This window comes from Nocardioides sp., from assembly GCF_050699375.1.
Lineage (GTDB): Bacteria > Actinomycetota > Actinomycetes > Propionibacteriales > Nocardioidaceae > Nocardioides.
On the sequence record NZ_JBOHDN010000109.1, the window covers coordinates 1 to 25,051 of the forward strand.

The 25,051-nt window shown below is 69.2% G+C and carries 31 protein-coding genes; 5 read left to right on the forward strand and 26 right to left on the reverse strand.

All coding sequences use genetic code 11. The features are described from left to right. Positions 1-33: 33 nt before the first annotated feature. The 6 genes from ykgO to ACRDPS_RS07960 all read right to left on the reverse strand — a co-directional run bounded on the left by ykgO (position 34) and on the right by ACRDPS_RS07960 (position 2,666). Positions 34-156: a type B 50S ribosomal protein L36 gene (gene ykgO / locus ACRDPS_RS07935; protein WP_431501087.1), complete on the reverse strand. Its 123-nt coding sequence runs from the start codon at positions 154-156 to the stop codon at positions 34-36. Between the two features lie 3 nt (positions 157-159). Next, positions 160-357: a 30S ribosomal protein S18 gene (gene rpsR / locus ACRDPS_RS07940; protein WP_431501116.1), complete on the reverse strand. Its 198-nt coding sequence runs from the start codon at positions 355-357 to the stop codon at positions 160-162. 80 nt (positions 358-437) lie between these two features. Continuing rightward, positions 438-614, reverse strand: coding sequence for a 50S ribosomal protein L32 (gene rpmF, locus ACRDPS_RS07945; RefSeq protein ID WP_431501088.1), 177 nt, complete (start codon positions 612-614; stop codon positions 438-440). Positions 615-654: 40 nt separating this feature from the next. Continuing rightward, on the reverse strand, positions 655-1,767 hold the full coding sequence (locus ACRDPS_RS07950; RefSeq protein ID WP_431501089.1) for a GTP-binding protein: 1,113 nt from the start codon (positions 1,765-1,767) through the stop codon (positions 655-657). After that, complete coding sequence (locus ACRDPS_RS07955; RefSeq protein ID WP_431501090.1) at positions 1,764-2,027, reverse strand: type B 50S ribosomal protein L31; 264 nt, start codon at positions 2,025-2,027, stop codon at positions 1,764-1,766. Before ACRDPS_RS07955 ends, ACRDPS_RS07950 begins: the two co-directional genes overlap by 4 nt. Before the next feature lie 81 nt (positions 2,028-2,108). Beyond that, positions 2,109-2,666 carry a helix-turn-helix domain-containing protein gene (locus ACRDPS_RS07960; protein ID WP_431501091.1) on the reverse strand — a complete coding sequence of 186 codons (558 nt, stop codon included), beginning with the start codon at positions 2,664-2,666 and terminating at the stop codon, positions 2,109-2,111. Positions 2,667-2,738: 72 nt separating this feature from the next. Between ACRDPS_RS07960 and ACRDPS_RS07965 the strand changes: the two genes are divergently transcribed. After that, positions 2,739-4,421 (forward strand): FAD-dependent oxidoreductase, encoded by a 1,683-nt coding sequence (locus ACRDPS_RS07965; RefSeq protein ID WP_431501092.1) that lies wholly within the window; start codon positions 2,739-2,741, stop codon positions 4,419-4,421. A 129-nt stretch (positions 4,422-4,550) separates the two neighbouring features. Here the strand turns inward: ACRDPS_RS07965 and ACRDPS_RS07970 are convergent, their stop codons facing one another. The 4 genes from ACRDPS_RS07970 to rpmB all read right to left on the reverse strand — a co-directional run bounded on the left by ACRDPS_RS07970 (position 4,551) and on the right by rpmB (position 7,299). Continuing rightward, positions 4,551-5,099, reverse strand: coding sequence for a hypothetical protein (locus tag ACRDPS_RS07970; RefSeq protein WP_431501093.1), 549 nt, complete (start codon positions 5,097-5,099; stop codon positions 4,551-4,553). An 11-nt stretch (positions 5,100-5,110) separates the two neighbouring features. Continuing rightward, complete coding sequence (locus ACRDPS_RS07975; protein WP_431501094.1) at positions 5,111-5,812, reverse strand: TIGR03943 family putative permease subunit; 702 nt, start codon at positions 5,810-5,812, stop codon at positions 5,111-5,113. A gap of 163 nt (positions 5,813-5,975) precedes the next feature. Then, positions 5,976-6,965, reverse strand: a complete 990-nt coding sequence (locus ACRDPS_RS07980) for a permease (RefSeq protein WP_431501095.1) — start codon at positions 6,963-6,965, stop codon at positions 5,976-5,978. Between the two features lie 97 nt (positions 6,966-7,062). Beyond that, positions 7,063-7,299: a 50S ribosomal protein L28 gene (gene rpmB, locus ACRDPS_RS07985; RefSeq protein WP_431501096.1), complete on the reverse strand. Its 237-nt coding sequence runs from the start codon at positions 7,297-7,299 to the stop codon at positions 7,063-7,065. A 115-nt stretch (positions 7,300-7,414) separates the two neighbouring features. Between rpmB and ACRDPS_RS07990 the strand changes: the two genes are divergently transcribed. Further along, the gene (locus tag ACRDPS_RS07990; RefSeq protein ID WP_431501097.1) at positions 7,415-7,825 is read left to right on the forward strand and encodes a Fur family transcriptional regulator; all 411 of its coding nucleotides are present in this window, start codon (positions 7,415-7,417) and stop codon (positions 7,823-7,825) included. A gap of 11 nt (positions 7,826-7,836) precedes the next feature. Here ACRDPS_RS07990 and ACRDPS_RS07995 read toward each other — a convergent pair whose 3' ends face one another. From ACRDPS_RS07995 to dut, 6 genes are all read right to left on the reverse strand, one after another. Beyond that, positions 7,837-9,357 carry a PepSY-associated TM helix domain-containing protein gene (locus tag ACRDPS_RS07995; RefSeq protein ID WP_431501098.1) on the reverse strand — a complete coding sequence of 507 codons (1,521 nt, stop codon included), beginning with the start codon at positions 9,355-9,357 and terminating at the stop codon, positions 7,837-7,839. Between the two features lie 75 nt (positions 9,358-9,432). Further along, the gene (locus ACRDPS_RS08000; RefSeq protein WP_431501099.1) at positions 9,433-9,948 is read right to left on the reverse strand and encodes a cell division protein FtsQ; all 516 of its coding nucleotides are present in this window, start codon (positions 9,946-9,948) and stop codon (positions 9,433-9,435) included. Between the two features lie 5 nt (positions 9,949-9,953). Further along, positions 9,954-10,727 carry a DUF3159 domain-containing protein gene (locus ACRDPS_RS08005; protein WP_431501100.1) on the reverse strand — a complete coding sequence of 258 codons (774 nt, stop codon included), beginning with the start codon at positions 10,725-10,727 and terminating at the stop codon, positions 9,954-9,956. Between the two features lie 11 nt (positions 10,728-10,738). Then, positions 10,739-11,110 carry an OB-fold nucleic acid binding domain-containing protein gene (locus tag ACRDPS_RS08010; protein WP_431501101.1) on the reverse strand — a complete coding sequence of 124 codons (372 nt, stop codon included), beginning with the start codon at positions 11,108-11,110 and terminating at the stop codon, positions 10,739-10,741. 9 nt (positions 11,111-11,119) lie between these two features. Beyond that, complete coding sequence (locus ACRDPS_RS08015) at positions 11,120-11,797, reverse strand: DUF3710 domain-containing protein (protein WP_431501102.1); 678 nt, start codon at positions 11,795-11,797, stop codon at positions 11,120-11,122. Positions 11,798-11,851: 54 nt separating this feature from the next. Further along, positions 11,852-12,313, reverse strand: coding sequence for a dUTP diphosphatase (gene dut, locus ACRDPS_RS08020; RefSeq protein WP_431501103.1), 462 nt, complete (start codon positions 12,311-12,313; stop codon positions 11,852-11,854). Between the two features lie 74 nt (positions 12,314-12,387). Here dut and ACRDPS_RS08025 point away from each other — a divergent pair, with 74 nt between their 5' ends. Beyond that, positions 12,388-12,846, forward strand: coding sequence for a DUF3093 domain-containing protein (locus tag ACRDPS_RS08025; RefSeq protein WP_431501104.1), 459 nt, complete (start codon positions 12,388-12,390; stop codon positions 12,844-12,846). 35 nt (positions 12,847-12,881) lie between these two features. After that, the gene (locus tag ACRDPS_RS08030; protein ID WP_431501105.1) at positions 12,882-13,202 is read left to right on the forward strand and encodes a DUF4235 domain-containing protein; all 321 of its coding nucleotides are present in this window, start codon (positions 12,882-12,884) and stop codon (positions 13,200-13,202) included. Between the two features lie 181 nt (positions 13,203-13,383). On the opposite strand, the gene ACRDPS_RS08035 is transcribed toward ACRDPS_RS08030, so the two are convergent. The 10 genes from ACRDPS_RS08035 to pafA form a co-directional block, all read right to left on the reverse strand. After that, positions 13,384-13,674: a DUF4193 domain-containing protein gene (locus ACRDPS_RS08035; protein ID WP_028658719.1), complete on the reverse strand. Its 291-nt coding sequence runs from the start codon at positions 13,672-13,674 to the stop codon at positions 13,384-13,386. A 266-nt stretch (positions 13,675-13,940) separates the two neighbouring features. Next, positions 13,941-14,798 (reverse strand): inositol monophosphatase family protein, encoded by an 858-nt coding sequence (locus tag ACRDPS_RS08040; protein WP_431501106.1) that lies wholly within the window; start codon positions 14,796-14,798, stop codon positions 13,941-13,943. Positions 14,799-14,823: 25 nt separating this feature from the next. Next, entirely contained in the window at positions 14,824-15,930 is a 1,107-nt protein-coding gene (locus tag ACRDPS_RS08045) for a ferrochelatase (RefSeq protein WP_431501107.1), read from the reverse strand. Between the two features lie 51 nt (positions 15,931-15,981). Next, on the reverse strand, positions 15,982-18,774 hold the full coding sequence (locus ACRDPS_RS08050; protein WP_431501108.1) for a DEAD/DEAH box helicase: 2,793 nt from the start codon (positions 18,772-18,774) through the stop codon (positions 15,982-15,984). Positions 18,775-18,853: 79 nt separating this feature from the next. Further along, positions 18,854-19,699, reverse strand: a complete 846-nt coding sequence (gene tatC / locus ACRDPS_RS08055; RefSeq protein WP_431501109.1) for a twin-arginine translocase subunit TatC — start codon at positions 19,697-19,699, stop codon at positions 18,854-18,856. A gap of 8 nt (positions 19,700-19,707) precedes the next feature. Then, a complete protein-coding gene (gene tatA, locus ACRDPS_RS08060) occupies positions 19,708-20,010 on the reverse strand; it encodes a twin-arginine translocase TatA/TatE family subunit (protein ID WP_431501110.1) in 303 nt (100 codons plus the stop codon). Between the two features lie 38 nt (positions 20,011-20,048). Beyond that, a complete protein-coding gene (locus ACRDPS_RS08065) occupies positions 20,049-21,116 on the reverse strand; it encodes a helix-turn-helix transcriptional regulator (RefSeq protein ID WP_431501111.1) in 1,068 nt (355 codons plus the stop codon). Then, positions 21,113-22,096: a helix-turn-helix transcriptional regulator gene (locus ACRDPS_RS08070; RefSeq protein ID WP_431501112.1), complete on the reverse strand. Its 984-nt coding sequence runs from the start codon at positions 22,094-22,096 to the stop codon at positions 21,113-21,115. The genes ACRDPS_RS08065 and ACRDPS_RS08070 overlap by 4 nt, the downstream gene beginning before the upstream one ends. Before the next feature lie 23 nt (positions 22,097-22,119). Beyond that, entirely contained in the window at positions 22,120-23,103 is a 984-nt protein-coding gene (locus tag ACRDPS_RS08075) for an FKBP-type peptidyl-prolyl cis-trans isomerase (protein WP_431501113.1), read from the reverse strand. A 147-nt stretch (positions 23,104-23,250) separates the two neighbouring features. Then, complete coding sequence (gene pafA / locus ACRDPS_RS08080; protein WP_431501114.1) at positions 23,251-24,612, reverse strand: Pup--protein ligase; 1,362 nt, start codon at positions 24,610-24,612, stop codon at positions 23,251-23,253. A 192-nt stretch (positions 24,613-24,804) separates the two neighbouring features. On the opposite strand from pafA, the gene ACRDPS_RS08085 reads away from it, so the two are divergent. Continuing rightward, the coding region (locus ACRDPS_RS08085) for a SulP family inorganic anion transporter (RefSeq protein ID WP_431501115.1) at positions 24,805-25,051 on the forward strand (247 nt) is incomplete at its 3' end.

Here is a 25,051-nt window from a genome sequence, read left to right on the forward strand (position 1 = left end):
GGATTCAGTGGGACAGACGCGCCGGGTCGGTGGTCAGCCTTGGCGGGCTTTGAGGCGGGGGTTGCGCTTGTTGATGACGTAGACGCGGCCGCGGCGGCGTACGACCTGAGAGCCGGGCTGGGTCATCAGGGACCGGATCGAGTTGACGACCTTCATGGGTTATCCCTTCGTACTCGTGTAGGGCAGCAGGGCGAGCTCGCGGGCGTTCTTGATCGCCTTGGTCACGGCGCGCTGCTGTTGCGGGGTGAGACCGGTGACGCGACGCGAGCGGATCTTGCCGCGGTCGGAGATGAACGTACGCAGCAGCTGCACGTCCTTGTAGTCGACGTAGGTCACGTCCGGCGCCAGCCGCGGCATGCGCCGCTTGCGGACGGGAGACGACAGTCGTTTGGGCATGCGATCGGCTTCCTTTCAGCAGAGCCTTTCAACAGAGCCGCTCAGCGGAGCTTGGCGGGGTCGACGTAGCCACGTTCGACCGCCCGGACCAGGCGACGAGGCACCTCGTAGCTCTGGCCGTCGACGGTCACGGGCACGAGCGCGACCGGGGTCGCCTTCCAGCTCGAGCGGCGGTGACGGGTGTTGCTGCGCGACATCTTGCGCTTGGGTACGGCCATGGCGGCCTCCTTCGGAGTGGGTGATGCTGGAACGTCTGGGTCAGGCGGCGCGGCCGATGGGACCGAGCCAGGCCTCGAGCCCGTCCCAGGACTCCTCCCAGATCTGGCCGCGCTGGGCGATCTCGTTGTCGGTGAGCAGGGACCGCTCGAAGGCCCGCGGAATCTCGGCGGCCTCCTCGCCGATGCCCATCACCACGATGCGGGTGAGCCGCTCGGTGCGGCCCCACTTCGTGGTCGAGCCGACGCTCGCCTGACCGCCGGCCCCGTCCCAGACGCAGATGTCGTCGGGGCGGGTCGGCACCCAGAAGCAGCCGCGCGAGCGGCGCGGGCCGCCGCCGAGGATCGCCAGCTCGTCCTGGAAGCGCACCGGGTGGATGGGTCGCTCGGAGCGCAGGTCGAGCCGCCAGGCGCCGCCCTCCGGCAGTGGTGGCAGCGGGTCGCGACGCACCTCGGCGACCCAGGCCTCCACCGCGTGGTGGCGGTGCACACCGGCGACCAGGCCGGTGGCATCGAGGAGGGAGGGATCGGTCACCACCGGCGTACGCGGCCGGGCCAGGGTCGCGATCAGCGACTGCTCCTCGGGCTCGGGAGGCTCGGTGACGCAGACGACGTCGGCGTACTCCAGGATCGCGCTGGCCACCTCGGCGACACCGCGGCGGTCGTCCTCGGAGGTCGCCAGGTCGCGCTCGTCGAGGAGGTCGGGACCCAGCAGGTCCTCGGCGACGGTCGTGCCGTCGAGGGCCGCGACGACGGCGGCGATGGTGATGTGCGGCGCCATCCGCGGAGCCCAGGCGAGCACCCGGCACACCTGGATCGCCTCCGCGGCGACCGGCAGGCAGGCGACGACACTGCTCCATCGATCCTGGGCGGCCAGGCGCTCGAGGGTGGGCACGATGTCCTCGCGGATCGCGCAGGCGACGCAGGCATGGGCGAGACCGATCTCCTCGTGCTCGATCACGCCGGTCATGTCGCTGACGATGCGAGTGAGGAGGTGGCGCTCGGGGTCGATGGAGTGGCGGACCACGACCGTGTCTGGGAGGCCGAACTGGAGCGAGACGGTCGCCGAGAGCATCGAGCTCTCCCCCACGCCGCTGACCAGGACGACCGGCACCTTCTGACGGACCAGACGGGACTGGGGACGCGGGGCGCTCATCGGCCGCGCCCGTAGCGGCGCTTGAACCGCTCGACCCGTCCCTCGGTGTCGACGACACGACCGCGCCCGGTCCAGAACGGATGGCTGGCGCTGGAGACGTCGACGTCGACGACCGGGTAGGTCTCGCCGTCCTCCCAGGTGACGCGCTCATCGTCGGCCGCCAGGCGCTCGAGGATCGTCGACCGCATCAGGAAGAGCTTGTCCGCCGAGCGGTCGCGGAAGACGACCGGCCCGGAGACGGGGTGGATGCCTTGTTTCATGGGGGCCTCCCGTTGTAGTTAATGATAACGGTTCTCATTCTACACACGTCCGGTGTCCCCCCGCTCATCTCCCCGGCGGTCTCACTCCTCGGCGGTGTGGGTGTGCATGCGCACGCCATCGCTGTTGAAGATGCTCAGCACCTGCGCCGGACGTGACCCGGTCGCGAAGAGCGCGTGCGGCACCCGGGTGTCGAACTCGGCTGCCTCGCCCCGGGTCAGGACCAGGTCTCGGTCACCCAGGATCAGGCGCAGCCTGCCCGAGATGACGTAGAGCCACTCGTAGCCGTCATGGACCCGGGGCTCCGGCACCTCCGTGGTCGGCTCGTAGGTGATCTTGAAGGTGTTCACCGGCGAGCCCTCGGGCGTCAGCGGCGCGATCACCATGCCGTCGCGTTGGATCACCGGCCGACGCACCCGCGGGTCGGGGACCGACGGGGTCACCAGACTGTCCAGACCCACCCCGAGGTGGCGGGTCAGCGGGATGAGCAGCTCCAGGCTCGCCTGCCGCTTTCCCGACTCGAGCCGCGAGAGCGTGCTCGGCGACATCTCCGCCATCGCGGCCAGCTGGTCCAGGGTCCATCCCTTGCTGTGCCGGATCGCCCGGATCCGCGGGCCGACCTGCTTCAGCTCGTCGATCATGTGCTCCACCTCGCATTTGCCATTTCCGCAAGAATCCTTGCGATATCCTCATTATGCCACTGAACTGGGTGCATGAGCGAACACACAGAGCACTTCGACACGATCGTCATCGGCGGCAGCGCCGCCGGACTCTCCGCGGCCCTCATGCTGGGCCGCTCCCGCCGCAGGACCCTCGTGGTCGACTCCGGCCTGCCGCGCAACCGGTTCGCGGCGCACATGAACGGCGTCCTCGGCCACGACGGCATCGACCCCGCCGAGCTCGTGCGCAAGGGACGCGAGGAGCTGGCTGCGTACGGCGTGGGGACGCTCGAGGGGCGCGTCGCCCGCCTCGACGAGACCGGCGACGGCGTCAGCGTCGTCCTGGAGGACGGCGAGATCCTCACCGCTCGCACCGCGATCGTGGCCACCGGGGTCGCCGACGACCTTCCCGAGATTCCCGGCCTGGCCGAGCGCTGGGGCGTCACCGTGCTGCACTGCCCCTACTGCCACGGCTGGGAGGTACGTGACCGGCGTATCGGCATCCTGACCACCTCGCCGCTCGGGATGCACCAGGCACAGCTCCTGCGGCAGTGGAGCGATGACGTCGTCGTCTTCACCGCCGGGCTCGGCCCGCTGGAAAGCGCCGAGGAGGAGCGGCTGCTCGCGCGCGGGATCACTCTCGTCCCCGAGCCCGTCATCGAGGTGCTCGGCGAGGGCGACCAGGTCACCGCGGTCCGCACCGCGGGCGGGCAGCTGGTCGAGGTGGGCGCGATCTTCACCGCCGGCACCCTGCGACCGCACGACGGGTTCCTGGCCCACCTCGGTCTCGAGCGCAGCGACTCCCCCGTCGGTAGCTTCCTCGCCGTCGACGCGACCGGGAAGACCAGCAGCGACCGGATCTGGGCGGTCGGCAACGTCTCCAACCCGATGGCCAACGTGCCGATCAGCATGAGCGCCGGCACCATGGCCGGCAGCGTGGTGAACATGACCCTGGTCACCGAAGAGTTCGACCTCGCCGTGGCCGAAGCCGGTCCGGCCGCCGGGCATGCCCACTCGCACGACTCCGACAACTCGGAAAGCTCGGACAGCTCGGACAGCTCGGACAGCTCGGACGAGCCGGTCGACCCGGTCCGGTTCTGGGAGGAGAGGTATGCCGGCAACGACAGGGTCTGGTCGGGGAAGGTCAACGCGGTCCTGGGTGACGTCGCCGCTGGCCTCGAGCCGGGTACCGCGCTCGACCTCGGCTCCGGCGAGGGCGGCGACGTGATCTGGCTAGCGCAGAAGGGATGGCGGGCAACGGGCGTCGACATCTCCAGCAACGCCGCCGCTCATGCCGGCGAGGCGGCGCGTTCGGCCGGGCTCACCGAGGACCGAGCGCGGTTCATCGCCGCCGACCTGTCCAAGGTCCCTGATCTCACCGACGTCTCCGACCTCTCCGGCCCGGACGACGGCACGGCCGGCTACGACCTGGTCACCGCCAGCTTCTTCCAGTCCCCCGTCGAGCTGCCCCGGGCAGACATCATGCGCAAGGCGGCGGAGCTGGTGAATCCCGGCGGACACCTCCTCATCACCTCCCACGCCGCCCCGCCGTCTTGGGCCGAGGCCGCCGCGCGCGACCACCGTTTCCTCGACGCCAAGGAGGAGCTGGCGGCGCTCGACCTACCGGAGGAGAGCTGGGAGACGGTCATCCTCGAGCATCGGCATCGCCCGGTCACCAGCCCGTCCGGCGACCCCGCCACCCTCGAGGACTCGGTCGTCCTGCTCCGTCGCCGCTGACTCGACCGACGATCGCCGGGTGCGTCTTCCCGCCATGGCGGGAAAATGCCGCCCCAAGTCGGGCCCGACCCCGGCAGAACCCCACCATGGCGGGATTCTGCCCGCCGTCAGTCGGAGACGAGACGTCAGCTACGCCACTCCGCAGCTCTCGGTGAGGAACTCGCCCAGCCGCTCGTACGCGAGGTTCTCGGCCTCGCCTCGGGTCAGGGGGTCCTGGCCCCGGCCGGTACGCAGGGCGTCCTCGATCATCATCCGGACGCCCTCGACGGCAGCCGCCGGCGTACCTTCCGGGACGCCCATCGACTGCAGATCCGTCGCCGCGAGACCGAGCGTGGTCTCGTTCTCGTCGTTCGGGGTGGACATCTGGGCGGCGTGGGCGTTCGCCATGGTCTGCACGGCGCCGCAGAACTCCTCCAGGGACGCGACCGGCCCTGATGCCACCGGGGCAGCGGACGACGCGGGGCCTGATGGACCGAGCCGGCCGGACGCTGCCGGGGCGTCGCCGGCGCCGAGGTCCCGGGTGAGCACCACCGCACCGATCGCGACCGCGATCAGTGCACCCACGACGAGGACCCGGGGCGGGTGCGGAAAGCGGTCGCGCCAGGTCGGCTCAGTCCGCACCTCGGCTCGCCGGGCCGGGTTGCCGGACCGTCTCGGGTCGCCCGCGGGCCCACTCATCGGACGTCCACTCACTGGTAGGTGTTGGCCGGCGCCTCGCGCGGCTCGACGGAGGCGGCCTCGATGGCCGTCTCGGACTTGCCGCCCGGTGCGGTCCCCTCTACCCAGCGGCCGGTGACCGCGACCCACGAGTCGCGTGCCGGGGTGTCCTGGTAGTCCTCGACACGCACCCGCGAGGCGCTGGCGTCGGCGGCGCAGCAGGCGATGGCGATGCGGGTGACGTACCAGTTGCCGTTCTCGTCGGTGCTGACGAAACCGGTCAGGCGTACGTCGCGGTCCTTGATCGTCGAGCCGTCCTCGGCCCCGGCACGCCACATGAACTCGGCGACCTCGACGTCGACCGGCCCGTCCGAGGCGGGCAGCGGCAGGATCTCGGCGTCGGGAGCGGCCGCGACCGGGTCGCCAGCGCGGCGCTCGGCGAGGTAGGCGCCCAGGGACGGCGGGCTGGCGACGAAGACGATCACGCCGGGCACGATCGCCAGCCAGGTCATCGCCGGCACCTTGTGCTCATGATCGTGGTGGTCCCCGTCGTCCTCGTCCGGCGCGGGGCGCAGCAGCAACCACACGGTCAGCCCGAGCAGCACCACGCCGGTGGCGACCAGAGGCCACTTCATCCAGCCGGTGACGTACCTCAGATAGCCGTCGCCGAGCGAGAGTCGCAGCAGGACGGCTCCGAGGAAGCCGACCACCAGGGCCTGAGTAGTACGAGTCATGCGGCCACCTCCGTAGCGCAAGCGCCATCGTACGGACGCAGCGGCGTGTCGATTAGATGGATCACTCGCTGACGCTCGCTCACAGCGGCCACCTCCATAGCGCAAGCGCCATCGTACGGACGCAGCCGCGTGTCGATTAGATGGATCACTCGCCGGCGCTCGCTCACAGCAGCCACCACCCGATGCCGACGGCGGAGGCGACCGCCGTGATGATCACCAAGGGTACGAAGCGAAGCGCGAAGCCCATGCCGAACTGGCCGGCCTCCATCGAGGCGAGCTTGATGTCCATCGCCGGCCCGACGACGAGGAAGACCAGCTTCGCGGTGTCGGAGAAGGCGGTGAACGACGCGGCGACGAAGGCGTCGGACTCGGAGCAGAGCGCCACGATGAACGCGAACAGCGCCAGTGTGGCGATCCCGAGCACCGCCTGGCCGGCGACGGTGTTGACCACCGAGCGGGGTACGAAGGTGTTGACCGCCGCGGCCAGCATGGCGCCCAGCACCAGGAAGCCGGAGGCGTGCAGGAAGTCGTGGCTGACGTTGCCGAGGAACGACCGCTCATGGGCGTGCTCGGCGCGCCCCAGCTTGGTGAGCCGCTCGAGCAGCAGCTTGCCGCGGGCCAGCATGATCCAGCCGACCGCGACCGCGGTGATCAGCGATGCCAGGAACCGGGCCAGCACCATCATCGGCTGGCCGGGGAAGGCGACCGCGGTCGAGACGAGCACGGCCGGGTTGACCGCGGGCGCGGCCAGCAGGAACGTGAGCGCGACTGCCGGCGCGACGCCGCGGCGGATCAGCGAGTTGGTCACCGGAACCGCGGCACACTCGCAGCCCGGCAGACCGATCCCGGCCAGACCGGCGACCGGAACGCCGAGGGCCGCGTTCTTGGGCACGATCCTGCTCAGCGCCTTCTCGGACAGAAACGTCGAGATGACCGCGCTGAGCAGCACACCGCCGAGGAGGAACGGCGCCGACTGCACCACGATGGCGACGAAGATCGTCCCCCAGGTGTTGAACAGGTCGTGGTCCAGCAGCGGCAGCAACCAGCGCTGGGAGAGCAGGATGGCGAGCAGGACGATCGCCACCACCTCGGTCTGCCCCAGCCGGAAACCGGTGCGCTCGGGCACGACCGGCGCCTTCGTCTTCGTGCTCACGAGGCGTGTGTCTAGCACAGCCCGATGGCGGGCGGAATGCGCCTCGCCGATTCGGAACGATTCTCGTTAGGAAGTCACCAGCTGGACTTGGTGGCCATCAGACGCATCCCCCTCGGGCGCGCATCTCGGCGACGACGGCGTCGATGCCGCGTACGTCGATCTGCTTGATCGCGTTGGTGCTGAGCCGCAGCGTGACCTTCCGTCCCAGGCTGGGCACGTAGTAGGTCTTCTTCTGCAGATTCACCTCCCAGCGTCGCCGGGTCGCCTTCTTGGACCAGGGGCGGTTGTTGCCGAAGCCGGGGCGGGCACCGGTGACCTGACACGTACGAGACATGACAGCCTTTCGAGTTATCGGGAATAGTTCCCATTATGATACAGACGTCCCGCGGCCTGTCATCGACGGCCATGCTGGGCACGGAATCCATACCGATACCGACTAACATGTGCCCATGGCACCAACCCAGCAGGTCAAGCGGCGCGCAACCAACCAGGGCGCCGCGGTGAAGGAGGCTCTCGCCGCGGAGGACACCTTCCGAAGCGCGCAGGACGTCTACGCCACACTGCGGGCCAGCGGCGAGAAGATCGGCCTCTCCACCGTCTACCGGCACCTGCAGATCTTCGTCGACGACGGGCTCGCCGACGTGATCCACAAGCCCGACGGTGAGTCCACCTACCGGCTTTGCGGCGACGCCTCCACGACCCATCACCACCACCTGGTCTGCCGCGGCTGCGGCAAGGCCGTGGAGATCGAGGGCCCGGCCGTGGAGACCTGGGCCGACAAGGTGGCGGCGCAGAACGGCTTCACCGACGTCAACCACACCGTGGAGATCTTCGGCCTCTGCACCGCCTGCGCCGCCTGAGCAAGCCCGGCTCAGCCCGTCCGGGTCCCCCGCCTACGACGGCCACGCACCGCGCCGACCGTGGTGTCGATGAGCACGAACCCGACCAGGCTCACCGCCAGCATCGGGACGAACCAGCCGACCACGGCGACGACCGCGACGACGGCGACCAGCGCCGGCCAAGGCAGCCATCGCAGACCACCACGGGGTGCGGTTCTGCCGAACCGGAGGCCGCGGGCGCCACGGGGCCGGCGCAGCCACCACATCCGATAGCCGTAGAGCGTGACCACGATCAGGCCGATCGCGAGCATCGCCAACGCGATCTGGTTGACGATGCCGAAGAGGATCCCCATATGGGCGCCGATGACCCAGTCGGTCACCTTCGCCATCAGTGGCCAGTCGGCGAAGTCGACTCGGTCCATGACGTCACCGGTGGCCGGGTCGACGCTGACGGCGTCATAGCGGGTCGGCCAGTCGCGCTTGTTCTCCGCGGCCGTCCAGGCACTGGTCGCATCGACGGGTGGCACCAGATAGAGCGGGTCGCCCAGGCCTGCCTCGCGCGCGGCGGCGACGACGCCGTCGACCCCGGCACCTTCGGTGATGACGGCGTCCGGGTCGGTCGCGGCGGCCGTCCCGCCGTGCGCCCCGTGATGGCTGTGCTCTGCGGCCGCGCCACCGGTGTGCAGCGAGGTGGCCGGGGTCGGCTCGCGCCATGACAGTGCCGTACGCACGTCGCCGATGTTCTCGCCGGCGAAGCGCGACCAGGTGAGGCCGGAGACCGAGAGGGCCAGCACGCCCAGTAGGACCCAGACCCCGATGACCGCATGACACGACACCACCCTCGAGCGGCGGCCGGTTGCCGCCGGATCCGGCGTCACGAGCCGCCGCACGAACCGGGCGCGACCGCCACCCCGATCCCGGCGGATACGGGTCTGCCGACCGACCCACAACAGCAGCCCGCCCAGGGCGACGACCCACAGCCAGCTCGCGGCCAGCTCGCTGTAGTGGCGCCCGAAGGCACCCAGGTGGAGATTGCTGTGCAGCTCGCTGAGCCACGCCCGGAATCCGAGCCACTGCCCGCTGCTGCGTACCTGCCCCTCGACGGTGCCGGTGTAGGGGTTGACGAACACCGATATGTCGTAGTCGGCCGGGACAGTCCTGTCGGTGAAGACCACCCGGGTGCTGCGGTCGGCGGCCGTGGGCACATCGACGCGGATGATCTCGCCGTCGGGATGGCTCGCCCGGGCCGCGGCGACCTGCTCGGCGTACGTCACCCTGGTGCCCGTCGCGGTGACATGGGTCAGATCCTGGTAGGCGACCTGCTCGACCTGCGGGGCGATCGTGTAGAGCAGCCCGGTCACCGAGGCGATCAGGATGAACGGAGCGACCAGGAGGCCGGCGTAGAAGTGCATTCTCAGCACCAGCGGCCGGACCAGCGGCCACCAGCCCCGATCGCGTCGCTGGATGTGGTTCGGGGGCGCCTCGTGGGGTGGCGCCAGGAGTGGTGCGGTGGAGACGTCGACACGTGTCGAGACGTCGGTAGGTAGGGACATGTGCTCTCTCGCGAATGTGGGTGCACGAGAGCACCACCGGTACGCAGCCGGCGGTCGTCTCGTGCGATGAATGGGTCAGGCGCAGGGCAGCGCCGGTGGACCCCTTCGCGGTGGGGCGTACGCCCACAGAGCGGGGCGCGGCACGATGTGCCGTGCCTTGACCGGCTGCCTGTCGAGGACCGCGACGCGCACGATCTCCAGACAGCGGGTGACGACCTCGAACGAGCGCCGGTGCAGGACCCAGACCAGCACCGCGAGGACGGCGGCGGCGGCGTGTGCGAGCAGCATCGAGGGTCCGTCGCCCATGTGGTGGTGGGCGGCCGGCGGCGTGGCGAGGGCGGCGAACACCTCGTGCAGTCCCAGCTGCGAGAGTCCCGCCGCGGCCGCACCGCCGACGATGCCGACCCGGCGCTGCAGCACCACGATCCCGGTGCCGAAGACGGCCAACGCCGCCGCGGCGATCCAGCCGGCGCTGGGCAGAGAGCCGCCCGCGGCCAGGTGGGCCAGGGTCGCGCCGGTGGTGATCTCGAGGGTGGCGAGCAGGGAGAGCCACACGCTTCCGCGTGTCGGCCTCACCACTCGCAGCTCCATCGGGCTCAGGCTTCCTGGGGTCGCTCGACCGGCGTGTGGTTGCGCGCGAGGAGCCAGATCATGGTGCCGTAGCAGGCGATCCGCAGCGCCCAGCCGAGCGCGGTGCGGAGGATGCCGAGGGCGAGGATCGCCCAGTCACGATCGATCGCGCCGCTCCAGGCCAGGAACCAGATCGGGCCCTGGATGGCCGCACCGATCGCGCCGGGTGCCAGGAAGAGCCAGGTCAGTCGCGAGCACAGCTTCACGATCTGCTTGTCCTGGTGCCATTCGAGGGGGTCACCGCTGGCGACCCCGATGAAGAAGCCGAAGATCGGCCAGCCGACCAGGCAAAGGCCGCCGACCAGGACCGTGTAGCCGATGCTGATCAGGATGCCGGGCAGGAAGTAGGCCAGGGCCTGCTCCTCGGCCGTGCCGCCCATCGACTGGGCCAGCCGCACCACCGCGAAGCCGATGAGGATGCCGAAGATGGCGTTGCCGACGTACTGCAGGCTCGAGCGTTGCACCAGCCGCACCAGCAGGAAGAGGGCCGCCGTCGCCGCGGAGGCGATCAGCGCGACCTTGAGGTCCTTGACGACGAGCCAGGCGATGGTGAAGACCAGCCCCGGCACGCCGGCCTCGAGCATCCCGCGTACGCCGCCGAGCCCGGCGGACATCTGGCGGCGTACGACCGCCTCGACGGTGTCTACCGTCGGATGGTTGTGGTCGTGCTCGGTCTCGCCGCCGCCGTTGTCGGCGCTGGAGTTGTCGGCGCTGGAGTTGTCTGCGCTGCTGGGGGTCACGTGTGGTTGGCTCACTCGTTGGGGTCCGGTATCAGCTCGTAGCGGGGGTTGAACATGATGCGCTGGCCGTCATTGCGGCCGATGCGGCCCTGCACCTGCAGGGACCGTCCCGGGCTGATGCCGGCGATGCGCCGGCGTCCCAGCCAGATCAGCGTGAGCGTACCGGTGCCGTCGAAGAGCTCGGCCTCCAGCGCCGGGACACCTCCACGAGGGCGCAGCGTGATCGTACGCAACGTCCCTCGCAGTCGCACCGGCTCGCGGTCGGGCGCGTCGGCGATCGAGGCGACATCCTTGGCGACGTACGCCGCCCGGATCTCGCTCGCGTCGATCGAAGCGGTATTCGCCCACTCGCTGATCTTCGCGCGCAACCGGCCCTTGGACATGGATCCTTCCTACTTTTCGACGCGGCGGGCGTTGGGGGGCAGCTTCACCTCGAGCGCCTCGCCCTTGGGCCTGGCCTCCTCACCGCGGTTCACGACGACCTGCTCGAGGAGCCCCTCCCACTCCTTGCCGGCGCTCGGCTCCATCGCCGGACGGCCGAGCAGGGTGGCGCGGAGCATCCAGCGGGGGCCGTTGACGCCGATGATGCGGGTCTGCTGGACGGCGGGCTGCCCGTCGTCGAGCTTGACCTTCATCTGGGTGATCAGCTCGGTGCCCCACGGTCCTTCCAGGTCGGCGGTGGCGCCGCCGCGCTGCTGGACGTCGTCGCGCAGCATCGGCAGCGACTCGTTCCACAGGTCGCCGTTGCGCGGCGCGGCGAAGGCACGCAGCTCCATGGCACCGTCATCGGCGGTCAGCATCACGGCCGCGATCTGGCCGGACTTCTCGTCGACCTGCAGCCGAAGCTCCTTGCCCGGCGCCGGAGCGAGCATCATCGAGCCGAGGTCGACCCAGTCGTCGGTGATCAACCCGTCGGGAGCGGAGGCGATGTCGAACGGCCCGACGGGGGGCGCCGCCGGCTCGGCCCGCGTGGACGCAGCCGGAGCCCCCTCAACAGACGCGTCCTCGACCGGTGCAGATGCCTCTCCTCGATGGGAGGGCGCGGACTTGCGACGGAACTTCACGACCATCTGCTTTCAGGTTGCGGTGAGGGTCTGCGGGGTGACTTATCTAACACTGATCGCTCAGCGGTGGGAGAAGCCCCCTGTAGAACCGTATCCCCCATCGCCTCGAACCGAGCCCGGTAACTCTGCCAAGTCGCTCACCTCGACGAATCGAGCCTGCTCGACCCGCTGGATCAACAGCTGGGCGACCCGGTCGCCCCGGCGCAGCTCGATGGCTTCGACGGGGTCGAGATTGACCAGCGCCACCTTGACCTCGCCGCGGTAGCCCGCGTCGATCGTGCCAGGAGCGTTGACGATGGACAGCCCATGCTTGGCCGCCAGTCCCGACCGCGGGTGCACCAGCCCCACATAGCCCTCCGGCAGCGCCATCGCGATGCCGGTGGGCACCAGGGCGCGCTCCCCCGGCTTCAGGGTCACGTCCACGGTGGTCCGCAGGTCCGCTCCGGCATCTCCGGGATGGGCGTACGCAGGTGCCGGAAGCTCCGCATCCAGCCGCACCAGGGCTACTTCGAGATCAGACACACCCCGCACCTTAGATGCTGCCTGGGCTCACCCGATTCGTGACTCCCTTGACCGGCGTGAAAAACTCCCGAGTCGTGAGCACCCCGGCGTACGACGAGCGACTGACCGTGCCGCTGAGGTGGTGGGTCCAGGGCGTCATGTTCCTGGCTACCCTGTGGATCGCGGTCATCTTGTGGGTCCCCGCCGCCCTCGCCTGGGGCATCACCGCCGCGACCGTCAGCCTGTTCGCGCTGGCCATGATCGTCTACGGCAACGCCAGGATCACCGTCGCCGACGGTGTCCTGCGTGCCGGACCGGCCCGGATCGAGGCGAGGTTCCTCGGGGAGGCGGTCGCGCTCGAGGAGGTCGAGTCACGCCACCTGGCGGGCCGCGACGCCAACGCCAGGGCGTACCTGCTCCTGCGTCCCTACCTCAAGCGCGCTGTGCGGGTCGCCATCGAGGACCCGGCCGACCCGACGCCCTACTGGCTGCTGTTCACCCGGCATCCGGTGGCGCTCGCCAAGACGGTCAACGCGCTCCGAGCGAGTCTGTGATCCGCGACGACTCCCGGATGGCCTAGGCTCGAGGCATGTCCAAGTCCACCAAGTCCCAGGCTAAAAAAGAACAGCAGGGCGACAAGATCTGGGCGATCTTCGCCCTCGTCAGTGGTATCGGCGCCGCGAAGATCACCAACAAGGTCCTGTCCTCCGGCTGGAAGGCGTCCACCGGGCGCAAGCCGCCGGCCAACCCCGCCGACCCGGACGTACGCCTCGTCGAGGCCGTGCTCTGGTCGGCTGCCACTGGCGCGACCATCGCGATCGCCCGGATGTTCGCCCAGCGTCGTGCGGCCAACTACTACGTGAAGTCGGTCGGTCGGCTGCCGAAGCAGCTGGAGAAGGACGAGTCCTGAGATAGAAGAACAGAAGGCCGTACGATTTCGTCGTACGGCCTTCTGTTACTCAAAGCGGGATCTCGACCCGCTTCGCGGGTTCGCAAGCTCACCCGCTGCGCTCGCTCGATCCCTTCGCGTTGCGACCCTGCTCGCTTCGCTCACAGGGTCGCAGGCTCAGGCTCGGCTGTTTTTGACTGCGCTACGCGCAGTCAAAGCAGATCATCTTCTTCTCGTCAGCCAACTGACTGCGGTGGTGGACCAAGAAGCAGCTCATACAGGTGAACTCGTCCTCCTGCTTGGGCTTCACCTCGACCGCGAGCTCCTCGTGGCTCAGGTCGGCTCCGGGGAGCTCGAAAGACTCGGCCGCCTCGGCCTCGTCCTCGTCAACCTTGCCCGAGTTCTTGTCATGACGCCGAGCCTTGAGCTCTTCGATGCTCTCCTCGGACTGTTCTTCTTCGTTCTTACGCGGTGCGTCGTAGTCCGTCGCCATATGCGCCACTCCCCTTCTCACTCATCTTCAAACCCCCCGCGCGCCCCCGAGGGCAGCGGCACGGCCCGTGATTGTGCACCATCAAGGCCCATTTCGCACACTCAATCGGATCCGCGTCGCCGAAACGTACTGTCATCTGGCGGTATTCCCTATCACGGGAAAAGATGAGCAACGAGTTTCGGGTAGGTGAACGCGGCTGTGGTCAGCGGTGCCCCGGGACCTTCCCGGCCGCTGGCCGGTCATAGATCTACATCAAACGGCGGCATTCAGCCAGGTACGACACCCGGGAGGGAGTCAACTGGCAGAAAACCGGCCTGAACAGCCGCTTTCCGCAACGAATCGTAGCCGTGCGCGGGCGCGACGAGGACGAACCGCCGCCCTCCGGCGCCCGTCGTGGCCTCCCAGCGAGCACCGGACCCTTCGGCCACCAGACACGCCGCGGCGTGGTCCCACAGGTGCACGCCCTCCTCGAGGTAGCCGTCGAGGGTGCCCTCGGCCACTCCGCAGATGTCCAGAGCCGCCGATCCGATGCGACGAACATCACGTACGACGGGGAGCAGCCGCACCAGCGCCTCGCCCTGGATCCGGCGCAGACCGGCGTCGTAGGAGAACCCGGTGGCGACGAGTCGCTGGCTGAGATCGGCCGGAGGACGTACGCCCACGGGCTCGCCGTCCTTGACCGCGGCCACCGAGCCGTCCGGCTGCCGGAAGGCGGCGTAGAGGGTGCCGCGAGGGACGTCGACGACCGCTCCGGCGACGATCTCGCCGTCGTACTCGGCGGCGATGGAGACCGCGTAGCTCGGCAGCCCGTAGAGGAAGTTGACGGTGCCGTCGATGGGGTCGACGATCCAGCGCACACCGCTGGTGCCCGTGGTGCTCTCCCCGTCGCTGGCACCCTCCTCACCGAAGAAGCCGTCCTCGGGGCGCTCCCGGGAGATCAGCCGCCGGATCAGTGCCTCGGTGTCCCGGTCGGCCTCGGTGACGACGTCGGTGGCGCTGGACTTGGTGGCCGCCACCTCGACCACGCCGGCCGCCCGCTCGCGGACGAGGTCGGCGGCCGCACGGGCGGTCGCCACGGCGAGGGCGAGCAGGTCTCCGGGCTTGGGCGCCCCGTGGTCTGTCATGGTGCCGACCCTACGACGTGAGCGCTCACCCGGAGTACTGAGGCGAGTCCTCGCCGGACAGGGTCTGCAGCTGGGACCGCTGGTTGAAGCAGCAGCCCGCGGGGCAGCGATCGGGACCGGGGCCGCGGGCGCCGACCACGGCCCGCTCGGTGCTCTCGCCGCGCTCGACGGCGGCGCGCTCGAGGAGCAGGTCGCGTACGGCGGCCACGAACCGCGGGTCCTCCCCCGCCGTCGGGCTCCGGCGCGCCTCGATGCCGAGCTTCTCGGCGGTCGCCAGGGCCTCGGTGTCGAGGTCGTAGACGACCTCCATGTGGTCGGAGACGAATCCGACCGGACACATCACCACGGCACGTACGTGTTTCTCCGCCAGCTCCTCGAGGTGGTCGTTCACGTCCGGTTCGAGCCATGGGATGTGCGGTGCCCCCGAGCGGCTGCAGTAGACCAGGTCCCACTCATGGGTGACCCCTCGCTCGGCCGCCACCCGCTGGGCGATGACGTCGGCGACGTCGAGGTGCTGGGCGACGTACGCATTGCCCTCGGGGCCGGCGTTGTCGTTCATCGAGGTAGGGATCGAGTGGGTCACGAAGAGGATCCGCGCACTGTCGCGCTCGTCCTCGGGCAGGTCCTCGAGCGAGGCGAGCACTCCGTCGACGACCGGGTCCACGAAGCCCGGGTGGTTGTAGTAGTGCCGCAGCTTGTCCAGCACCGGTGCACCCTCGACGCCACCGGTCGTGTCGCACGCCTCGAAGAGGTTCTCCCGGTACTGCCGGCACGAGGAGTAGGACGAGTAGGCGCTGGTCGCGAAGACGGCCGCGCGCTTGATCCCGTCGGCCCGCATCTGCGCCACCGTGTCGCTCAGGTAGGGCTCCCAGTTGCGGTTGCCCCAGTAGACCGGCAGGTCGATCCCGTTCTCCGCCAGGTCATCCCGCAAGGCCTCCAGGAAGGCCCGGTTCTGGTCGTTGATGGGCGACTTCCCACCCCGGTCGAAGTAGTGCTGCCCCACCTCGACCAGCCGCTCCCGCGGGATTCCCCGCCCCCTGGTGACGTTCTCCAGGAACGGCACCACGTCCTCCGGCCTCTCCGGCCCCCCGAAGGAGACGAACAACAGCGCATCGTAGGGAGAGACATCCACCGCCCCATCCTATTTCCCAACCCCGCAGAGTCGAAATCTGACGCCTCGGCGCTACTCGACGACGGAGGAGTAGGCCACGACGCCGCGCTTGATCAGGTCCACGGTCTGGCGGGCCGTACGCCGCAGGGGGACGTCGCCGGCGGCGTCGGCGACCTGGCCGCAGAGATCGATGAGCTGCTTGACCCAGCGGACGAAGTCGCCGGCGGCGAGCTCGACCTCGCCGATGACGTCGTCGAGGTCGTCGCCCTCGGCCCAGCGGTAGGCGGCCCAGGCGAAGCCGAGATCGGGCTGGCGCAGGAAGTCGAGCTTGTGGTCGCGCTCCAGGGCGTCGAGCTGACCCCACAGGCGTACGGTCTCGGCGATGACGTCCTTGACCCGGCCGCCCGGGAGGCGGGGCGCGGTCGCGTCGTCGGCCCTGCGGGCCTCGTAGACGAGCACCGAGAGGGCGGCGGCGAGCTCGGAGGGGGTGAGGTCGTCCCAGAGCCCCTCGCGGAGCGCCTCGGCGGCGACCAGGTCCATCTCGGAGTAGAGCCGCATCAGGTGCGTGCCCCGCTCGGTGACCTGCTCCCCCTCGAGATAGTCGAGCGCGACCAGCACCTCGCAGACCCGGTCGAAGGTGCGCGCGACGGTGTTCGTACGCGCCTCCACCCGGCGCCGCAGCGTGTCGGTGTCACGCGAGAGCTTGAACCAGCGCTCGGCCCAGCGAGCGTGGTCCTCGCGGTCGGGGCAGTCGTGGCAGGGATGCATCTTCAGCTCGCGCCGCAGCTCGGAGACCTGGGTCTCGACCGAGCTCTTGCGCTCCTTGCGCGCGCTCGGCGACCCCTCGTACGGCACCGGCCGGAGGTCGAGGGTCTTCTCCCGCAGCCGCGAGGCCATGTCGCGGCGCATCTGCGGGTTGCGGCCGTTGAACGACTTCGGGACCCGCAGCCGGGTCTGGGCGACGATCGGCACGTTGAAGTCCATCATCGCCAGGCGCCGGGCCTGCCGGTCCTTGGTGATCACGTAGGGGCGCGGCCCGTCGGGGTCGAAGCCCGGGTCGAGGACCACCGCATAGCCGGCGAACTTGCCGGTCGGCACGTCGATCACGTCGCCGATCTTGAGCTTCGAGAGCGACTCGATGATCTCCTCGCGCCGGTCTGCCCGCCGCTCTCGCGAGGACGACCTCTCGATGTCGGAGATCTTGCGACGGATCGCGGCGTACGCCATGAAGTCGCCCTTCTCGCAGGTCGCCGCCTCGCGATAGCCCTCCATGGCGTCCTCGGCCTTGCGCACCTGCCGCGCCAGCCCGACCACGGCCTTGTCGGCCTGGAACTGGGCGAAGGACTGCTCCAGGAGCTCACGCGACCGCGCCCGCCCGAACTGGTGCACCAGGTTGACCGCCATGTTGTAGGACGGCTTGAAGCTGGAGCGCAGCGGGTAGGTACGCGTCGAGGCGAGACCGGCGAGCTCGCGCGGGTTGAGCCCCTGCTGCCACAGCACGACGCCGTGGCCCTCCACGTCGAGGCCACGGCGGCCGGCCCGGCCCACGAGCTGGGTGTATTCGCCCGGCGAGAGGTTGACGTGGGCCTCGCCGTTCCACTTCGAGAGCTTCTCGATGACCACCGTGCGCGCGGGCATGTTGATGCCCAGCGCGAGCGTCTCGGTGGCGAAGACCGCTTTGACCAGTCCTCGCAGGAACAGCTCCTCGACGACCTTCTTGAACGCCGGCAGCAGCCCGGCGTGGTGGGCGGCGACGCCGCGGGTGAGACCGTCGAGCCAGTCGTGGTAGCCGAGCACGTGCCGGTCCTCGTCGGGCAGGTCGGCGCACGCCTCCTCGACGTACGCGAAGATCTCCTCGCGCTCGTCCGGCGTGGTGAGCCGGAGGTTGGCCTGGATGCACTGCTGCACCGCGGCGTCACAGCCGACCCGGGAGAAGACGAAGTTGATCGCGGGCAGCAGGTTGTCGCGCTCCAGCGCGGTGATCACCTCGACCCGGCTGGGGATCCAGACCCGGCGCCCGTTCCCCACGCGCCGGTTGCCGCCGGAGGAGTCACGACCCTTGCGCTTGTCCTTGGGCCTACGCCGGTCCGTCATCCGTCCGGCGGCCCAGTCGTCGCGGGCCAGCCTCATCAGCTCGCCGTTGACCGGAGCGCCCTCCTTGACGAAGCCGGCAGCCGCGTCGACGTCGGAGGAGGCGAACAGGTCCGTGATCCGCCGCCCGGCCATCACGTGCTGGTAGAGCGGCACCGGCCGCTTCTCCTCGATGATGGTGACGGTCTCGCCACGCACCGTGGTGAGCCACTCGCCGAACTCCTCGGCGTTGGAGACGGTGGCCGAGAGGGACACCAGGCTCACCGACTCGGGCAGATGGATGATGACCTCCTCCCACACCGCGCCGCGGGAGCGGTCGGCGAGGTAGTGGACCTCGTCCATGACGACGAACCCGAGGCCCATCAGGGTCCGCGAGCCCGCGTAGAGCATGTTGCGCAGCACCTCGGTGGTCATCACCACGATCGGCGCCTCGCCGTTGACGACGTTGTCGCCGGTCAGCAGGCCGACCTTGTCGGCGCCGTAGCGCTTGACCAGGTCGTTGTACTTCTGGTTGGAGAGCGCCTTGATCGGCGTGGTGTAGAACGCCTTGCGCCCCGTGGCCAGCGCCAGGTGGATCGCGAACTCGCCGACGATCGTCTTGCCCGACCCGGTCGGCGCGGCGACCAGGACACCCTTGCCGTCCTCGATCTCCCTGCACGCCTCGACCTGGAAGTCGTCGAGCCCGAAGTCGTAGAGCGAGGCAAAGTCCCGGAAGACGGGATGGCCCTTGTCACGCTGGTACGCGGCGTACTTCTCCGCTGGCGAGGCGTCCATGCGTCCGAGCCTACGGGGTACCGCCGACTCCCATCCGGTCGGTGGCACCTGGCGAAGACCGCTGAGTCAGACTGCTGGGTCAGATCACCGACGGAACGTCGGGATCACCGATCCTGTCCTTGCGCTTGCCGTCCTTACGCCTGTCGTGCGCCCGGGCGATGACCTCGGAGATACCGAAGAGGATGACCATCGGACCGGCCATGATCGTCATCGTGAACGGGTCGCCCGACGGGGTCGCGACGGCGGCGAAGACGAAGGAGCCGACGATGATCCAGGCCCGGTACTTGCCCAGCGCCGCACCAGGAAGCACACCGATCCGGTTGAGCAGGATCACGAAGACCGGGATCTCGAAGGCGATGCCGAAGACCAGCAGCGTACGGCTCAGGAAGCTGAGGTAGTCGTTGAACTCGACCACGTTGGTCAGGCCGTCGGGAACGAAGGTGAACAGGATCTCCAGGCCCTTGGGCAAGGTGACATAGCCGAGCACCACACCCACCAGGAAGAGCGGGCCCGCCACCGCCACGAAGATGCGCGACATCTTCTTCTCGTGCGAATGCAGGCCGGGCATCAGGAAGCCCCAGATCTGGTAGAGCCAGATCGGGCTGGTGCCGATGAACGCGGCCAGGCCGCAGAGCTTGAGGTAGAGCATGAAGCCGCCCGCGGCACCGTTGGTGGTCCCGAGCGTGTCGGCGCCACCGGTCTCCTTGAGCATCTTCGAGGCGTCGAGATAGGGATCCATGACCAGATCGAAGAGCGGGTCGAAGAAGAACAGCGCGACGGCGAAGCCGACCACGAGGGCAAGGCTCGCCTTGATCACCCGCGCACGAAGCTCACGCAGGTGGTCGGAGAGCGCCATCCGGCCGTCGTCGCCGATGGCGTGCTTGGGAGTGCCGCGGAAGATCGCGACAACACCGGCGATGGACAATGTCGGCCTCAGTTGCCGGAGAGGCGCTCGCGCTCGGCCTTGATCTCGGCCTCACGACGCTCGAGCTCGGTGATCCGCTCCTGCTCGGAGGCGGTCAGCTCAGCGGGCTTCTCGCTCTTCTCACCCTTCTCGCCCTTGTCCGTCTCGTCCTCGTCGCGCAGACCCTTGGTCTCGCTCTTGAAGATCCGCAGCGCCTGACCGGTACCGCGGGCGAGCTCGGGAAGCTTGGCGGCACCGAAGACGAGGATCACGATCGCCAGGATGATGAGCCACTCGGCTCCCTGCGGCATACCGATCATTGGTGTGAACATGAACTACCTCATCTACGTCTAGGGGGAACGTCAGAAGTCTACGCGCCCGTACCGTACAGGCCGAGTGCCTGCCGCGCGGTCGCCGCAAACGATTCGGTGAACGTTTCCTCGTCAAGGACCTCAGCGTACGGAGCCAGGCGGAGGATCAAGCGGGCGAGCCAGCGCTGATCGTAGACCCGCAGGCCCACCTCGAGGCCGCCCCCGGGCATCTCGGCCGGGTCGATCACCGAGTAGTACTCGCTGACCCAGCGGGCCTCGGGAGCCAGTCGCACCCGGACGACGGTGCCGGAGTCCGTACGCTGCAGCAGCCCCGCCGCGTCCTCGGCGCTCGCACCGTCCTCGGGGTCGGTGGCCACCGGCGTGTCGAGCACCTCGGCACCGCGGATCCGGTCGAGGCGGAAGCTGCGCGGGGCCTCCGCGGTGTGACACCAGGCGTCGAGATACTCGATGTCGCGGGTCGAGACCAGTGCGCGGGGGTCGATGACCCGCGACGACTCCTCGTCGCGCGCGGGGACCCAGTAGTCGATGCGCACCTGGCGGCCCTGGTCGATCGCGGTGGCGATCGCGGCGTGGATCTGGACGAGCGTGGTGTCGACCGAGTCCTCACCCGGGTCGACACTGCCCGCGGCGCCTTCCGCGGCCGCCTGCTCGAGCTTGGCCAGGGTGCGGTCGACGACCTCCTTGGTCGCCGTGCTCACCGCCCCACCCCGAAGCGCGCGCAGCGCGACGATCACCGCGGTGGCCTCGGTCGGGGTGAGCCGCAGCTGGCGGTCGAGGTAGTCGGCGTTGGAGATCCGGATGACCCGGTCGCCGTCGGGTGCGGTCAGCGCGTCGATGTCGACGTCGATCAGGTCGTCGGGATAGCCGCCGGGCAACCCGCACATGAAGAGCACCTGCAGGTCCTTGACCAGCTGCTTCTCCTCGACACCGAGGTCGGCGGCGGCCTTGTCGAGGCGTACGTCGACCTCTTGGGAGTAGAGGTAGGGCACCAGCGTCAGCAGCCGGCCGACCTGGCCCTTCGCCCCGGCAGCCTTGGCAGCAGCAGCCTTGACGCCGGCGGCGTCGATGCCGGTGGCCTTGCCCGAACCCTTGGCGGAGGCGTTCATCGGCCGGCCCCGTCCAGGCGTGCGACCAGTCGCTCGAGCCGGTCGGCGACCTCGCGGCGCAGATTCTCCGGCTCCTCGACGTACGCGTCGGGTCCATGGCCCAGCACCGCCCCGACCAGGTCGGCCGGCACGCGGGTGAGCACCACCCGGTCCCAGCCCTGGCCACCGTCCGGCCCCGTCACATCCGCCTCGGTCGAGTCGGCGGCCCGGCGCAGCGAGTGGCCGCTCCCCTGCCGCAGCAGCAGGACGGCCTTGCCCGTGGGCGGCGCCGGTGCCAGGTCTCGTGCGATATCGCGTACGTCGACCTCCGCCGGCACCTCGAAGGCATCGATCTCACCGACCGCCCTGGCCTCCCCCAGAACGCGGGAGAGCCGGAAGATGCGGGTGTCGTCGCGGTCGACGTCGTGGCCGACGGTGTACCAGCGGCCCGAGTAGCGGACCACTCCCCACGGCTGCAGCCGCCGGTGGGACGGCTCGGTGGCCCGTGACCCGCGGTAGTCGAACTCGACGATCTGCCGGTCCTGCGTCGCGGCGACGAAGACGTCGAAGGAGCCCTCCTCGGCGGCGAGGCGGGGCTGCACGATCTCCAGCGCCGAGACGTCCGTGTCGTGCCCGGCGGCGTTGAGCTTGCGTACGGCGTCCGTGGTCGCCTCCGCCATCGAGGCGTTCTCCCAGACCTTCGTGGCCAGACCGACCACCGCGAGCTCGTCGGCCTCGAGGGTGATCGGAGGCAGCGCGAACTGCTCGGGGCTGACCCGGTAGCCGACCTCGTCCTCGAAGAACGAGTCGATCACGCCGGTCTCGATCGGCACCCCGAGGCTGCGCAGCTCCTCCTTGTCGCGCTCGAACATCTTCTCGAACGCCTCACCGACCGACGACGGGTAGAGGACCTCGCGGATCCGCTCCTTCGACACGTTGTCACGCTGCACGAGCAACATGATGAGCAGGTTCATCAACCGCTCGGTCTTACCCGCCGCCACGGTGTGGTTCTCCCCCTAGAGCCCTACTGCTGCGTTGCCGGAGTGGCTTCGGCCTTGACGACGTCGATGACGAAGTAGAGCGTGCTGTTGGCCGGGATCCCCGGCGTGCCGCCCTGGCCCGGCTTCTCCTCAGCACCGTAGCCCAGCTCCGGCGGGATCTGCAGCAGAACGCGGCTGCCGACCTTGACGCCTTCCAGACCGTTGGTCCAGCCCGCGACGACCTGGTTGAGGGCGAACGGCACGGGCTCCTTGCTGAAGCTCTCGTCGAATGGCTTCTTGGCGCCGTACGTCATGCCGAGGTAGTTGGCCGTGACGGTCTGGTCGGCGGTGATCTCCTCGCCGTCGCCCTCGGTCACGATGGCCCGCTTGAGCACGTCGTCGGCCTTCGGCTTGGCGATGCCGGAGAAGTCGAACCCGGTCGGCTTGCCCTTCTTCTCCACGACCTTCGGGAGCTCGCTCGCCTCGACCTCGTGCGGGGTCTTGTCGGCGGCGGCCTTGACCACATCCACGACGACGACCAGCGTGTCGTGGTTGCCGATGCCCATCTGCGGGTTGCCGCCCTCACCGAGCAGGTCGGCCGAGCCGACGATCGCCTGGATCCGGTCGCCGACCTTCGCGCCCTTCAGGATCGAGCTCCACGGCTTCTCCGCGGGCAGCTCCTCGCCCTCGGGTGCCTGGCTCTCGTAGGCCCACTCCTTGTCCAGTGTGGTGGCGTTGCCGATGTAGATCTTGGCCATCACGCCGCGATCCTTCGGGATCTCCTCACCATCGCCCTCGGTCAGGGTCTTGACCTTGGGGTCCTTGGGGTAGGCGATCGCCGACTTCCACTTCAGCGTCGGCGCCTTGTCGGCCTTGGCCGAGACCGTGACGCCGTCGAAGCCGGAGACGGTCTCGTCGCCGTACCCCTTCTTCTCCTCGCCTCCGCAGGCGACCAGAGCCGGGATGAGCATGGTGACGGCCAGCGCGCTCAGCGCGTGGCGCAGACGAGGCCGAGGAGCAGTGGGCACAGTGGAAACCTTCGTGACGTGAAATATTTGACGACAGCGGAGCACACCATATCCGCCCAGTGGTTGGACTGCCGTGCCGACACCGTCAGGACATGCCGTACGTGCCGTTGTCGGCGACTCCACTCACGACTGGATCCGGACCTGCGCTCACATGCCGTCGATGAGTCGCTGGACGCGCTCGTCGTACGCCTTGAGCGGGTCCTTGCACAGCACGGTGCGCTGAGCCTGGTCGTTGAGCTTGAGGTGGACCCAGTCGACCGTGAAGTCGCGGCGGCGCTCCTGCGCCTTCTTGATGAACTCCCCGCGCAGTCGCGCGCGCGTGGTCTGCGGTGGCACCGACTTGGCCTCGAAGATCTTCAGGTCGGTAGTGGCTCGCTTGACCGCGCCCTTCTTCTCCAGCAGGTAGTAGAGGCCACGGTTGCGGTGGATGTCGTGGTAGGCGAGGTCGAGCTGGGCGACGCGTGCGTGGCCCAGCGGAAGGCCGTGCTTGGCGCGGTAGCGCTCGATCAGCTTCCACTTGATCACCCAGTCGATCTCTCGGTCGACCAGGGAGAGGTCATCGGACTCGATCGCCTTCAGCCCGCGCTCCCACAGGTCGAGCGCGGCGAGCATGGTCGGGTCGGTGATCTCGCGGCGGTCGACGAACTCGCGCGCCTTGCTCAGGTACTCGTTCTGGATGTCGAGGGCGCTGGCCTCGCGGCCGTTGGCCAGCCGCACCTTGCGGCGCCCGGTCAGGTCATGGGCGATCTCGCGGATGGCGCGGATCGGGTTCTCCATCGTCATGTCACGCATGACGACGCCCTCCTCGATCATCCGCAGCACCAGGTGGCAGCTCGCGACCTTGAGCATGGTGGTGGTCTCGGACATGTTGGAGTCGCCGACGATGACGTGCAGGCGGCGGTACTTCTCGGCGTCCGCGTGCGGCTCGTCGCGGGTGTTGATGATCGGCCTGCTGCGGGTGGTCGCCGAGGAGACGCCCTCCCAGATGTGCTCGGCGCGCTGGGAGACCGAGAACCCGGCGCCGCGCGGGGTGTGGGTCACCTTCCCGGCACCGACGATGAGCTGGCGGGTGACCAGGAACGGGATGAGTACGTCGGCGAGCTTGCTGAACTCACCGGCGCGGCCGACCATGTAGTTCTCGTGGCACCCGTAGGAGTTGCCGGCCGAGTCGGTGTTGTTCTTGAACAGATAGATGTCGCCGGCGATGCCCTCGTCGTGCAGCCGCTGCTCGGCGTCGAGGAGCAGGCCCTCCAGGATCCGCTCACCCGCCTTGTCGTGGGTGACGACCGAGGTCACGTCGTCACACTCGGGTGTGGCGTACTCCGGGTGGGAGCCGACGTCGAGGTAGAGCCTCGCGCCGTTGCGCAGGAACACGTTCGAGCTGCGGCCCCAGCTCACCACCTTGCGGAAGAGGTAGCGGGCCACCTCGTCCGGGCTCAGCCGCCGCTGGCCACGGAACGTGCAGGTCACGCCGTACTCGTTCTCGATGCCGAAGATGCGCCTGTCCATACCTGAAACCCTAGACGGTCGACGGTCACTCCGAAGGCGTTCAGAGGTACGACACGGCGGGCGGACCATCCCCCGGAACATCCGGGTCGCCGGTCCCCGATGCTCGATCTCACACCGCCGTCGGTAGCAGGTCTCGGGTGAGCCGCCGCTAAAGTCGCACCTTGCCCGTCCCTACCGATCGGACCACCTTTCGTGCCTGCGAATCCGCCCGCGTCCACTCCGGGCGAGCCGACGGTTCTCGCCGCGCTGCGCTCGCCGCGGCTGCTGCGTACGGAGGTGCTGGCCGGTCTCGTCGTCGCGCTCGCGCTGATTCCCGAGGCGATCTCGTTCTCCATCATCGCCGGGGTCGACCCGCGCGTCGGTCTGTTCGCCTCCTTCACGATGGCGGTGGCCATCTCGTTCCTGGGCGGACGGCCGGCGATGATCTCTGCGGCCACGG